9 protein-coding genes are annotated in these 13,547 nt (G+C 64.1%); 3 read left to right on the top strand and 6 right to left on the bottom strand.

The genetic code is table 11. The features are described from left to right. The first annotated feature begins 175 nt into the window (after nt 1-175). The 3 genes from AC1DVS_RS16835 (at nt 176) to AC1DVS_RS16845 (ending at nt 3,066) form a co-directional block, all read left to right on the top strand. Nucleotides 176-868: a SapC family protein gene (locus AC1DVS_RS16835; protein ID WP_478024930.1), complete on the top strand. Its 693-nt coding sequence runs from the start codon at nt 176-178 to the stop codon at nt 866-868. Between the two features lie 35 nt (nt 869-903). Beyond that, complete coding sequence (locus AC1DVS_RS16840; RefSeq protein WP_478025090.1) at nt 904-1,899, top strand: cupin-like domain-containing protein; 996 nt, start codon at nt 904-906, stop codon at nt 1,897-1,899. 138 nt (nt 1,900-2,037) lie between these two features. Further along, the gene (locus AC1DVS_RS16845) at nt 2,038-3,066 is read left to right on the top strand and encodes an alpha/beta hydrolase (RefSeq protein ID WP_478024931.1); all 1,029 of its coding nucleotides are present in this window, start codon (nt 2,038-2,040) and stop codon (nt 3,064-3,066) included. Here AC1DVS_RS16845 and AC1DVS_RS16850 read toward each other — a convergent pair. The 6 genes from AC1DVS_RS16850 to AC1DVS_RS16875 all read right to left on the bottom strand — a co-directional run bounded on the left by AC1DVS_RS16850 (nt 3,055) and on the right by AC1DVS_RS16875 (nt 13,547). Continuing rightward, nucleotides 3,055-3,765: a FadR/GntR family transcriptional regulator gene (locus AC1DVS_RS16850; protein WP_478024933.1), complete on the bottom strand. Its 711-nt coding sequence runs from the start codon at nt 3,763-3,765 to the stop codon at nt 3,055-3,057. The two genes, AC1DVS_RS16845 and AC1DVS_RS16850, sit on opposite strands and share 12 nt — an antisense overlap. A gap of 204 nt (nt 3,766-3,969) precedes the next feature. Next, a complete protein-coding gene (locus tag AC1DVS_RS16855; protein ID WP_478024934.1) occupies nt 3,970-8,157 on the bottom strand; it encodes a translocation/assembly module TamB domain-containing protein in 4,188 nt (1,395 codons plus the stop codon). After that, nucleotides 8,157-10,328, bottom strand: coding sequence for an autotransporter assembly complex protein TamA (locus tag AC1DVS_RS16860; protein ID WP_478024936.1), 2,172 nt, complete (start codon nt 10,326-10,328; stop codon nt 8,157-8,159). The genes AC1DVS_RS16855 and AC1DVS_RS16860 overlap by 1 nt, the downstream gene beginning before the upstream one ends. Before the next feature lie 41 nt (nt 10,329-10,369). Next, complete coding sequence (locus tag AC1DVS_RS16865) at nt 10,370-11,443, bottom strand: YihY/virulence factor BrkB family protein (protein ID WP_478024938.1); 1,074 nt, start codon at nt 11,441-11,443, stop codon at nt 10,370-10,372. Nucleotides 11,444-11,682: 239 nt separating this feature from the next. Further along, nucleotides 11,683-12,339 (bottom strand): PilZ domain-containing protein, encoded by a 657-nt coding sequence (locus AC1DVS_RS16870; RefSeq protein WP_478024940.1) that lies wholly within the window; start codon nt 12,337-12,339, stop codon nt 11,683-11,685. 488 nt (nt 12,340-12,827) lie between these two features. After that, nucleotides 12,828-13,547 (bottom strand): phosphocholine cytidylyltransferase family protein, encoded by a 720-nt coding sequence (locus AC1DVS_RS16875; protein WP_478024941.1) that lies wholly within the window; start codon nt 13,545-13,547, stop codon nt 12,828-12,830.

Genomic DNA, 13,547 nt, shown 5'->3' on the forward strand with positions numbered 1-13,547 from the left:
TAGCGCTATCAAGCGGGGATTTTGTCGGCGTAATAAAATTCGAAACCTGTGGCCGTTGGGCGACTGTTTCCCGTACGTGAAAGCTGTTTCCCGTATTTGAAATAGCTTGCACCGTTTTCCAAGGCTTGCCGCGAGGCCGTGGCGCGGGCAAAGTCGCCCGTCAGGGAGAGGCAAATTGACCGAACAACTCGAGCTGCTGAACAGCGAAGCGCACAAAAACCTCCGGATGCGAATCGAACCGGCGGGACCACACCCCCATTTCGTGTCCATCGTTGTCAGTGAATTTGAAGCAGCAGCAAGCAGTTGCCCGATTTTCTTTGCGAAGGACTCGGCGACCGGAGAATTTTATGCGGCGGCGCTATTTGGTTTCGAGCCGGGCGAGCTGCTCGTTGACTTCGCAGCACAGGGCAGGGCCAGTTTCCAGCCGCTGGATCGGCAACGCCAGGGCTTCTTCGCAGACGAACAAAATATTGCCATCGACCTCGGCAATCCACGATTCGGCGCAGACGCGACAATCGCGCTGTTCGAGGAGGATGGCACGCCGAGTAATGCTCTCCGCAAGATGCAGCGCATAATCGGTCAGCTCGCGACCGGAATCGAGGAGACCCGCAGTTTCATTCGCGAACTCCTTCGTCTCAAGATATTGGAACCCATTGATATCTCTCTGAAGTTCGATGACGGCGCGAGCATTTCCCTGGATGGGCTTTACACCGTGAGCCGGGATGGCCTGAACGATTTGGATGATAGCGCTATCCTGGCGCTTTTCCGGAGCGGCTATCTGCAGGCGGCCCTCTGCGTAACCTTCTCGTTGAAACAGGTCGCGATTCTTGCGCAACGCCGCAATGAACGACTGACTTCAAACCCGTGAACGCCGTGACGGAGACTCTGCCGTCAGCGCTGGAAATGGATCCGGCCGTGTTTGGCGACCAGGCACGATTTCGTCGCGAGGTGGCGGAGCCCTGTCAGCCAGTGATCGTACGCGGCATCTGCGGCGACTGGCCGGTGGTACGTGCCGCAGGCACCTCGACAGGGGCAATCCGCGCCTATCTCGACCGTTTTGCCAACAAGACGGCCGCTGAGGCTTTCGTCGGCGATCCTTCGATAGCCGGGCGCTATTCCTATACGGACGGCCTCGACGGCTTCAATTTCGAGCGCATCGCGGTTGACCTTCCCGGCGCGCTGGACCGGATACTGGCAAGTGCCGCTCAACCGGGATCCCCTTCCGTCTATGTCGGCTCACTCGAAACCGACATTTTCCTTCCCGGATTCTCGAATGAGAATCGACTTCCGGTGCTTCCGCCCTCGGTCGCTCCTCGTATCTGGGTCGGCAATGCGTCGTTTGTCGCGTGTCACAACGATACCTTCGACAATATCGCCTGCGTGGTGGCCGGCCGGCGCCGCTTCACTCTCTATCCACCCGACGCAGTCAGTGATTTATATATCGGCCCGATCGACTACACCATGTCGGGCCGGCCGATCAGCCTCGCCGCTGGCTCCGACCCGGCCGACCCGCGCTACCCGCGCTTCGGCGCCGCTGCGTCGCGCGCTATCGTGGCTGAGCTTTCGCCCGGAGACGCGCTCTATCTGCCGAAGCTGTGGTGGCACCAGGTGGAAGCGACCGATCCCTTCAACATTCTGGTCAATTACTGGTGGGACGCCTCAAGCGCCGGTCCGGACGCGCCCTATACGGCGATGATGCTGGCGATGATCGCCATTGCGGAACGTCCGGATGCCGAACGCGCTGCCTGGCGCGCCTTTTTCGATCATTATGTGTTTCGGCCCGACGGTCATCCGCTCGCGCACCTGCCGGAAGAAAAGCACGGCGTTCTCGGGCCCCTGGGTKGCGGCAATTACGGACGTATCCGGGCGATGGTCATGCGTTTGCTGCGAGGGGGCTAGCCTGGCGACGCCGTCCGGATTGCCGAACGAACTGATAACATAAAAAAGCGCTGCAACAGCAGCTAAGGAGAGGATGCCGGAATGAGAGTAGGACAAGCACTCGTCTGCGCAATGGTAGCGCTATCTTGCCTTGGGAGTATGTCGGCCGAAGCGCAGGTCAAGACCAACGTGCCCGCACCCGTCGCCGGCGCACTGCCGCTCACGGTTGAACGCATCAAGGTTCATTCGCGTGCGATCGAAGGCAATCTCGAGGGCAACGCGGCTGACCGCGACGTTATCGTGATGCTTCCGCCAAGCTACGCCCGAGCCCCCAAGCGGCGCTATCCGGTGCTGTATGCGCTGCATGGCTATTCCATCGGTGCCGACCAGTGGAGCAAAGAAATCCACGTACCGCAGACCATCGAGGGTGCGCTCGCGAAGGGCGCGCGCGAGATGATCGTCGTGTTTCCAGACAGCAAGACCGTTCACAACGGATCCATGTATTCCTCGTCCCAGACGACAGGCGATTTCGAGACCTTCGTGTCACGCGACCTGGTCGGCTTTATCGACGCGCATTATCGCACCATCCGTGCCCGTGAGAGCCGCGGCCTGGTCGGCCACTCGATGGGCGGTTACGGCGCGAGCCGCATCGGCATGAGGCACGCCGATGTGTTCGGGGCGCTCTATATAATGAGCCCATGCTGCCTCTCGGCCCGGCCTGCGATGCCGCTCAGCCCCGAGGTGACCGCCGCGCTGGCGACGATCAAGGCGCCGGCCGATGCGGCGGGGCTACCGTGGGGTGTACGGGCCCAATTCGCGGCGGCGGCCGCGTGGTCACCCAACCCCAAGCACCCGCCGCTCTATTTCGACCTGCCGACCGGTGACGAGGCGCAGCAACGCGAAGTGCTGGCGAAATGGGCGGCCAACGCACCGCTTGCCTTTGTCGACCAGTATATCGGCAATCTGCGGCAATATCGGGCGATCGCGATGGATGTCGGCGACCGCGACGGCCTCAAGGTCGATGCGCAGAAGCTGCATGAGGCGATGGACCGCTACGGCGTTGCCAACAGCTTCACGATCTATTCCGGCGACCACACGAGCGACGTGGCTGACCGTTTCCAGAACTTCGTCATGCCGTTCTTCAGCGAGCATCTGGCGTTCGGCCCGAAGCGAACGTCACATCGCTGAGCGAGTATCGTCCAGCGCGAGATCGACCAGCGTGCGCATCGCGGCGCCAGCAGCCTCGACATCGCCGGCAATGATCGCATCGCACACCAACACGTGATCAGGCAGCGGATCGCGGGGGAGCGCCCGCGCCCGCTGCTTGAACTGGGTGGTCCAGCTCACCGCCGCGCCGATGCTTGCGCTCAGCGCCATCAACGCGTTGTTGTGGGTCGCGGCAAGTATCGCATTATGGAAATCGCGGTCAGCCGCACGGCCGGCATCGGTCGCGAGCGTGTGGCGCCGCATCATCCCCAGCGCGTCCCGCATCAGCTTCATATCGCTCTTGTCGCGGCGCTCCGCCGCTAGTCGCGCAGCGGCCGGCTCAACGATCGCGCGCAATTCGAACAGATCGCGAATGAATTCGATATCGGGCTCGCCGGAAAATGCCCAGGCAAGGACCATCGGATCGAGGATGTTCCATTCGCTCCGCGGGCGGACTCGGGTTCCGGCCTTGGGGCGGCTTTCGACGAGCCCCTTTGCAGTCAGCACCTGGACAGCCTCGCGATAGGCGCTTCGCGAAACATCGAGTGCCTCGGCATTGGCGACTTCGCCGGAGAGCGTGTCGCCGGGCGCGATTTGCCCCGAGACGATCGCCGTTCCGAGATAATGCGCCACGGCGCCGCGCAGCCTTCGACCCGAACCCTTGGGAAATCGCGTGATCATCGAAGCCGGTGATTCGTCGGCCGATGCTGGTGTTCCGGGCTCTCTCAACGCCATCCTTTGCTGCCCTCCGTTGCCGTCAAGCGCACTTACCTGCGCGCCACCGGCAATCAACGCAACATGACATTAACTAGCCGGCTGTTGGGGGTGCCCGCCGGCGACCATAGCTTGAGGTCCTGAACCCGTCATATCGCGACGTCGAAGTCTTCAATAATCCTTCGAATATCGCAAGTTGATCGCGGTCCCATTGGCGCCGCCTGTCTGGCTGAGAATGCTGAGCGCCTTGGATAAGGCGATCTCCAGCTGAGTCGCGGTGAAGCCCTTGGTGTCAGTCACGATCTCCACATAGATATTGTTCGAGATATATTTCCCCGCCGCGACCGCCGTGCCGCGCCCGGTCGCCTCGTCAGCGCCGAGGATACGCAACCGGCTTATCCCCGAGGCCGAGCGTAGTTTGCCGAGCGGGTTCAACCCTCCCCCTGAGCCGCGCAGCGAGTTCAGCGCCGCCGCGAGCTGCAACGCCTGGATCGGGGAAAGCGACGTGACTGAGTTCCCGAACAGGATCCGCGAGAGAAGCTCGTCCTGCGGCAGGCTCGGCGATGAGGTGAAGCTGATCTGCGGATTTTGCGCGCGGCCGGAGATATTGATGGTGATCGCAGTGCCCGACACCGACCCGGTTGCTGTCAGCGACAGAGCCGGGTTGGACGGAGCACCGCCCTCGAAGCGAATCACGCTGTTCTGATCGAGATCGAAACGCCTGCCGGCAAAACTATAGGTGCCGCGCACCAGATCGACATTGCCCACCACCACAGGCGCCGCCGAGGTGCCGCGCACGCGCAGGTCGGCGCTCCATTCGCTCTCCAGCCCCATGCCGCTAACGTAAAGGCGATTGTCGGCCCGGATGCGCAGGTTGAGCTTGAACAGGCCGGGCGGGCCTTCAGCAGCCGCCTCGCGCGCCGCCTGGGCGCGGCTGGTACCCTTGCGCCGTACGCCCTGCAATTCGGCGACCTCGGCCGCCCCCTGGCGAATGACTTCGTAGCGCACCTCGGGAAGGACCAGCGTTCCCGAGATCAGCGCACCATTCGCGGCGCTGTTGGTGATCGCAACGTCGCCCGATACCGTCGCGCCAAGTGCATCGCTCCGCGCGAGCTGCGCGTTCGCGAACGTAGCGTGGAGATCAATCGGATAGCCGGCATTGGCACCGAAACCGATACTGCCGCGGGCAGTGATCGTGCCGCTCCCCGCCCTGCCCGACAATTCGCTGATCTCGAGCCGGTCATTGGTGAAACGCCCGGTAACGCGCAGCGCGCTCAATCGCGTGCCATAGGTCTGATTGTCATAGGCGAGCGCGTTGGCGCGGATCACGCCGTTAAGTCGCGGAGCGGCGGGTGTGCCCGAGAAGTCCGCAGCGACGCCGATTGGCCCAGACAGCGTCTGACCCGCCATCCCGGCGAGGCTCGACAACACGTCGGCGGGGCCGTTGTAGCGGATACCGCCGCTCATCGGCGCATCGCTCAGCGCGCTCAGCGCAGTGCCACGCGGTTGCAACCGCACCTGCACCCGGCCGATCACCGCGCCGCCACGCCGGATGACAGCATCAAGGTTATCGCCGCCAGCCCGGATCTGCCCTTGCGCCGCGATATCGACCGGCGTCGACACCGTCGCGGCGCCCGAGCGCGTGAAGCTCTTGATGTCCAGGCGAAGGTTGGCGGCAGGCGCGCCCGATCCGGCCTGAACGAAATCGAGACTGCCGGTCGCGCGCCCACCCACTCCGGCATTGGTCGCGAAGGCGTTGAGGATGGCCATATCCATATTCTGGAAGCGCGACTGGAATTCGAGCCGCTCGCCATAGCGACCTGCGACAAGGACCTGCCCTTGCGGCAGGACGATCGTAGCGGGCAGCAAGATATAGCTGGCCCCTGCCTTCCGTATCTGCGCAGGCGCCGCCAGCTTGAAGGCTATGCCGGCAAGATTGCCGGTCGCAGCGACCCGGTACAGGTCAGGCGAAAGCTGCGCGTTGGCAGCGACCCGGAAGCTCGCGCTGCTGCGCCCGGTGGCAACGAGCTGCGCCGTGCCGCGCCCGCCGACATAGTTCACCTTCGCCCGCGCCGTCTGCAGGAAGAACTCGCCCTGCCGCACGCCGGCGAGCTGCACATCGGCGACGATCTCCGGCGCCTTGGCATAGAGAGTCACCGTGGCATCGACGATCGCGCGATCAATCACGAGGCCGGCCTGGCCCGGGATGTGCGCTCCATTGGCCCGCGCGGCGATATGCGCGCGCTGCACCGCGCCAAGCGCCGACAGGTCCACGATGCCGTTGATGCCTGATCCGGCCGCAGTCAGCCGTCCGGCAAAGGGTCCAGCCGCCACCTGCCGCACGGTGCCGGCAAAATTCACGCCGGCGAAACGCGCGCGGTGGATATCGATGGTCAGCGGCCCTGCTCCGGTCCGCACCAGTACATCGGCATTGAACGGACCGTAAGCCGAACCGCCCGTCGCGGTGACGGCATAACCGTTACCGGTCCCCCGGATCGTCGCCGCGACATTCGACAATTGCACGCCGACATTGGGACGCGCGGCGTGCAACACAATGACGGGTCGCTCGGCGGTGCCCGAGACAGCCAGGTCCAGCGGCCCATATTGCGCGGAAACACCCTTCCCGGCGAATGCGATCCGCCCGTCAGGCTGGTAACGACCCGCTCCGCCGACCATACGGAAGCGTGGTGCACTTACACGGAGGTCGCGAACGACGAACACGCCCTTCGGATCATAGCCGATCGCGCCGCTGACCGACGCCCTGCCGCCCAGGAAATTGGCAACACCCGAATTATCCAGCCGCACCGTATCGAGCGCGAAACGTCCGACCAGTCCGAACCCACCCGACGCGACGCTTGCGAGCTTCACATCAGTGAAGAGGTTGATCACCCCTATGCCGCTGATCTTGTAATCGTTGATCCGCCCCTTCAACGCGCCCTTGTAGAACCCCTTGCCAATATCCGCGATCACTACCGCGGTCGCGTCGATCTGCGGCGAGCGCAGCCTGAGATTGTCCGACAGGATCGTCTCATTGCTGACAGCGAGATCGCCGTTGATCGACAATCTGGTCAATAGCCCGCCCGCCGCCGCGTTCAGCCCCGTGACCCGCGCAACACGCGCTGAAACGGGAATGAGCATCTTGCCCGCATCGACCCGCGAACGCCCCTCGGCGTACAGCCCCTCGGCCACGGTAGACCCAAAACCGAGCGCCGCCGCGCTGATCTTGTAATCGACCAATGGCTGAGCGAAGGCACCATCGAGCAACAGCGAGGCGCGTACATCGCGCCCGTTGAGGTTGGGCGCGATCGAACCCGGCGTGAGCAGCCGCGCATCGACACTGAAAGCGTCGAACCGGCTTCGCCCGAGATCGATCATCCCCTTCGCGTTCACGGCAAGCGCGTCGGATCGCAACGACAGGCGGGTATCGGCGCGACGATTGGCCAAAGTGGTCGTAAGATCGACCAGCAATTGCGGCGCGGTAAGCCGCTCGACCGGGCCAGCCATCAACACGCCCGGGTGAAGCGGACCCTGCACCGTGAAGGTTCCGTTTCGCGCCTGCAGGTCCAAGCCGGCAAGGGCCTGGCCGCCGAGCGTCGCCACTGCCTTGCCCTGCCATGCGGACCAGCTCCCCCGCCCGCCGATCCTAGCGACAAGCGGCTGAGTCAGGCCGGCCAGCCCCGCGACGATTCCGCCGGTCGGGGCATCGAGCCGCGCATTGATCACCAGCCGGTCCTTGTCCGGCACCGCGTCGAGTGCGATCGTCAACCGATCGCCCGCATTCAGCGCTGCCGCGTTGCCGGTCAGCTGCGCAACGCCGTCAGCGATATGCACTTTGCTGTCGAGCGTCATGTCGCGCGGCACGCCAGTAACCGGCGCGCTAAGCACGATCCGATCGACCTTCAGCCGTCCGATATCGATGTCGAGATCAGGGAGGATCGGAGCGTTCGGGTCAGACGGCACCGCCTTAAGCTGCGGCAGCCGCCCCACCGTGATCAGCGGTGCGGTGGCGGAACGGATATCGATATGCTTGCGAAGATAGGCGAACGGCCGCCAGTCGAGATCGATGCGCGGCGCAGTGGCGAACACCCCGCGCGGATCACTCAGGCGGAGATCCCGGATTTCCAGCTTCCCGTAGATCGAACCATCAAGCCCGCCGATCTCGATCTTCAATCCCGAAGCGGTCTGATAGCCCGACAGGCGATCGACGAGGAAGCGGCGCCCCGGCCCGGTGTCCAGTGCGAAGGCAGCCAGCACCGCGATCACCATCAGAGCCACGACCGCGATCGCGCTCCATATCGCGATGCGCACCCCGATGGGGCGACGTGGTGCCTCCTGCCGATCTGCCACGTCGTCGGCCATCAAAAGGCCTGCCCGATCGAAACATAGACCGCGACCTTCGGTTCGCCGCGACGGCGACCGAGCGGCGTCGCGACATCCACCCGCAGCGGCCCGAAATTGGTGTAATAGCGCGCGCCGATACCCGCCCCATAGCGAAGGTCGCTGAACTTCGGCTGGGTCGAATCATAGGACTGGCCGATGTCGAAGAACGGCACGATCCCGAAATCGCCGAAGCGGTAGCGCAGCTCGGCCGATGCCTCGACGAGGCTGCGCCCGCCCGCGGGTTTGCCGGTCGGGTCGAGCGGCCCAAGCTCCTGATAGCCATAGCCGCGCACCGAGCCGCCGCCGCCCGCATAGAGGCGCCGCGACGGCGCGATCGAGTCCCGTCCCGCCCCGGCGATGGAAGCGACACGCACCCGCGCCGCCCCGACAAGGCTCGACGAGATCGGATAATAGCCGCTCACATCAACCTGCCCGCGCACATAGCGCGAATTCCGCCCCTTGGTCTGCGAATCCTCCGGGCTGAGGCGCACCATCGCGCGGAAACCGCGGGTCGGATTGAGCAGGCTGTCGCTGCTGTCGAACGCAACCTGGCCGTTCACCCCGGCGATCGCGTAATTCTGATAGTCCCGCGCGCCGGTGGTGGGCTGGAACGCCTTTTCGCGCGCGCCGACAATTTCGAAGCCGTATGCCCAGGTCCATCTTTTCTGCCAGATCGGCGTCGAATCGAGCGAGATCTTGCCGGTCAGGCCAACCATCAAAGAGGTATAGGCCTCGATCGATTCCCGCTGCGCCGAGAGGGTGAGCAGTACGGTGCGATCGCGTCGTCCGGCATTGGCCCGGCGGAACGAGGCGCTCAGCCCCTGTTGTTGCGTGCCGCCGGTCGCGACGACCGTCAGCGATCCTTCCGGCTTGAACAGGTTGCGATGAGTCCAGCTGGCATCGAGGCGAAAGCCTTCGCCAGTCGAATAGCCGGCAGTGGCCGCGAGCCGGCGCGGCTTGCCGGCATTCTGCACCACGCTGAGATCGACGATTTCAGTGCCGTCCGGCGCCAGCTTCCCGGTCCGGTTCGGTCTGATCGCGACACTGTCGAAAAGCCCGGTCGCGACCAGCGCCTCGCGCAGATCGTTGACCCTGCGCTCGTCGTAAAGCTCGCCTGGCTTGAACCGGGCCAGCACGCCGACATGGCGAGCGTCGAAGGCGAGCTTCCTGCCGGTGGTCGAATAAGTGCCAAAGGATGAGCGCGGCCCCGGGTCCACCGGCAGCGTATAAGCGCCGAGATGCGCCACATCGTCGAGCTCGATATCGCGCTCGCCGACCTTGACGAAGGGATAGCCCTGTTGCGGCAGCTTCAGCGCGACCCCGCCCTCGGCCGCTTCGATCGCCGCCGCAACGATCGGGTCACCCGTGCGCAGCGCAAGCGCATCGCGTACAAGGCCCGGCGGCATTGCGTCAGGCCCCTCGATGGTGATCGTGCCGAGGCTGTATTGCTTGCCGGGCGTGGCGCTGATCGTCGCTACCGACCGTCCGGCCTGCCCCGCAACCGGCTCGACCAACGATGAAACCACCGCGTCATAATATCCTTCCGAGCGGAGCAGCCGTCCGGCAAGCCCCTCATCCTCCCGCGCGCGGGCTGAGATGACCGCACCATTGGCGCCCTTGCCGTCACCCTTGTCGAGCGCCGAGAGCGACCGGAACCTGTCCTCCAGTCCAACCTCGGACAGGCCCTCGACCTTAACCGAGTAGCGGACCTCGGGCACCTTGTCGGCGACTTCGGCGCTGGTCGCTGCCGGCGGTTCTACATCGAAGCCCGCCAGCGGCGCCAACGGCTGGCTTAAGGCGGGGTCCGGCGCCGCCGGGGCGGCGACCGTCGCTGGTGGGGTGACGACCTGGGACGGCGTCGAGACCGTCGGAGCGGTCGCGGGCGGGCTGACCGGCGCCATCGGCACCGCATCGATACTTTCGATAGGCGGCAGCGGCTGGCTCAACGCCGGATCGATCGGGGGCAGCGCACTCTCGAACTGCGAATCGGGGATGATTGCATCGGTCGTTGCGGGTTGATCCGCCTGATGCTTCTTCCGATCCTTGCGCGCTTGCTCGAGCGGATCGGGCTTGCTCTGCGCAAAGGCCATCGGCACTGCAAGGCAGGAACAGCCGGCGGCAACGAGAAGCCAGTTCAACCGGATTGCCACGGTACGGCCGGTACACCCGCGGCGAGGAATATCCCTGCACCTCATGTCGAACGTGGCACCGAAGGGTTTGCGCGCAACGGCGCATCCGAAGGTTTCGCCATAAGCTCCCGCGTTGAGATCGCCATCGGCGCTGTATCTTGAGGGATGGTCTCGGAAGGGATGACGGTATCGGCCATCGCCGCGCCGCGCGCGCCGATCGGCCTTGGTGGCCCCCTGGTGGTGTCGCAAGCGGTCTGCCGCTCGAGCTCGGCATTGAGCTCGGCACCGACCAGCATCACATAGGCCGAGAGATACAGCCAGGTGAGAAGAACCACTACCGCGCCGAGCGAGCCATAGGCCACGTCGTAGCCACCGAAATTCGCGACATACAGGCCGAACAGCGCGGAGACGACCAGCCACAGGATCGATGTCGTCAGCGACCCCGGCGCGAGCCACACCCAACGGGCCTGCCGGCGAGAAGGTCCGAATCTGTAGAGAATGGCTGCCGCGACGGCGCCGACCACAGCCATCGCCGCATAGGTCAGCAACTTGCCAAGCGCGAGCAGGAGGTCCGGGAGCGTCGGCAACAGCGACCCGAGATATGCCATCACGGTGACGGTCGTGGTCGACATCACTGTCAGCAGAAAACCGCCGATCGTGATGAGCAGCCACAGCCGCAGCAACACCAGGAAACTGCGCTTTTCCTTTTCCTCATACGCGACGTTCAGCGCTGTAACGATTGCGTATGAGCCGTTCATCGCGCCGTACAGCGAGACGAGAAGGGCAAGCAGAAGACCCAGCCCTTTCTTGCCCTCGGACGCGGCGATGACGGTCCTCAGCAAATCGCCGATCAGATCGGCCGCTTCCCGCGGCATGACCCGTGTCAACGCGACGACGGTCTTCATCACCGTCTGTGGCGTTGCGATAAGCCCGTAGCTCATGACGATGCCGCCGAGGATCGGGACGATGGCAAGGAAAGCGTAAAAGGCAACGCCGGCCGAGATGAGGCCGATATTGTCAGTGCCGGTCTCGTTCCAGGTTCGGATGAGAACCTGCTTCCAACCAGCCAGGGGAATGCACCATGGCGCTGCCGCATCGCGTCCGAGAGGATCCCGAACTGCTCCGCTCGCGCTCAAGAGCGCGCTCCGGCGACCGACAATGATACGCAGCGCTGAGTCGCACCAGGATCACATGCAAAATGCCCTCCGCCTGCCGTCCGCCAGCCGCTCACATGATCCGGCATTGCCCCGATTTCTCCCGTTCGCAGCAGCGATAACGAGAGATTCACTCAAAAGGTCCGGGCGGATCGCCCGACTTGCTCTGGATTAGGACGAAAAGACCCCGGCGAGGATCGCTGCGGGAAACCGGCGCCCGTTCAGAAGATGGCTTTTCGAAGCAGGCGGCTCCTGAGCTCCAGCATCGACACGCTCTCGATCGCGGCCATGCGATCGGGGGCTCCGATAACGGCGCCGAGATGGCTGATGATCTGGCAGGCAATGTCGAAGCGCTGGAGCGCGTCGCCGTGCCGCTGAAGCAGGACGGGATCGTCGCTGAGCTCATCGCCAACGGCTTCGAGGAGCCGCCATGCGTGATCGATCTCTTCGGCAATCCGCTGGTCCAGCTCACGGCCACCGACCGGCAATGTCGGTGCGGGAGCTTCGACGGGCAGCAGGTCGCCGCTGCGCAGAGCGGACTGGATCGCGTCGACGCGGGCCTGCCCCGGCAAGCCCAGGCGCGGTATTTGCCGGACACCGGCGACCCAATCTTCCACTGACACCTTGCCGTCGAACGCAACGCCGCAACGGCCCGATGAAGCCCAGACGACAGTCGCGCCAATCTCGATTTCGAGGCGGCGCAACGTGAAACTGGTGCCGACATCGGGCAAGGCGGCGCCATCCAGCATCGCCCCGGTCTCCGACAGGTTCCGAATTCGAACCGGGGCCTTGAGGGGGCCTGCCTCGATAGTCGCGGACAGGAGGAGGTTCTTGCGCGGCGAGCGCAGTTTCGTGTTGGCACTGGGCTGATCAGTCACACAAAAATCCCCCACCCATCGATCTCCTGCCTGCTCGCAAGGTCCGGAGGGGCCTCGCCGGCAATCAGCAGACGCATCACTAACGCGCATCGTCGGAATTCGATCAATTCGGGGAATCCCTGTAGAGGGGAGCCAATCGCAGCCGCCCTTGGCCGAGATTCAACCGCATCCCCGGATCAGGCATAGAATGCGCACGGGACGACTCAGAAGCCCGGCCCGCTCATTCTTATTGTCTGGCTCATTGGATGCTGCGCAGGGCGCCACGGATGGCGTTCGCGCAACGCATTTCCCTGTTAATTTCCCTGTTATTCCCTGTTCCGACGTAGGTGGCCGAACGAACCAATTGAATAAGCCATTGTAATATATAGATAACTATCCAGTTCAGCTCAAACTGGGAATCGAAAAAAGAAAAAAATTCCCTGTTCCGTGTAAATAACAGGGAATTTGCGTGGCTCCGGCGCGACCAATTCGACTCGCTGCCCAAATCCTCAGGATGCGAGGCTAAGTCCTGATGAGGCGAGCCAGGCCTCGGCTTTGGCGAGATAGGCCGCATCGTCCACGTCGATCCACTTCAGACCGCCGCAATCGACGATATGCGCGTCGCCGGTCCGCGCGAGGATCCGCATCCCTTCCGTGAGTGAGGGGGCGTCGAGCGTGTGCAGCGCGGCAAACAAGGCCGGGCCGATGGCGAACACACCGGTGTCGTAGCAGTCATGCTGCGAGATGCCCTTGCCGATCGCAACGATACGATCGCCGGAACTCTCCACCCGGGTGACGTCGTCGAGATCGACCCAGTCATTGTCGAGATCGCGGTCGATGCCGAGCGTCGCTCCGCCGGCGGCACCGGCCGCCGCTACATGCCGGTACAGGCCGGGTTCGACGAGATGGTCGCACATGGCGAGCAAAGCCTCACCCTGCCCCGCCGCCTGCTCAGCAGCGAGAAGCGAGCTGCCATTGGGCTTGCGATAATCCTCGGTCCGGACCGTCTCGACCGCGATCGGCCAGGTTCGGCCGGCGAGCCAGGTCTCGATCGCTTCGGCACCATAGCCGAGCACGACCACGACTCGCTTCATCCCCGCCTCGGCCAGCCCGCCGATCGCATGGGCGATCAGCGGGGTTCCTGCGACAGGACAGAGCGGCTTGAACGGTGCTGCCGATCGCAACCGGCTTCCTTCACCGGCGGCGAGCAGAATCGCGGTGTCGATCAC

It is taken from the genome of Sphingomonas sp. P3_C5 (assembly GCF_056402635.1).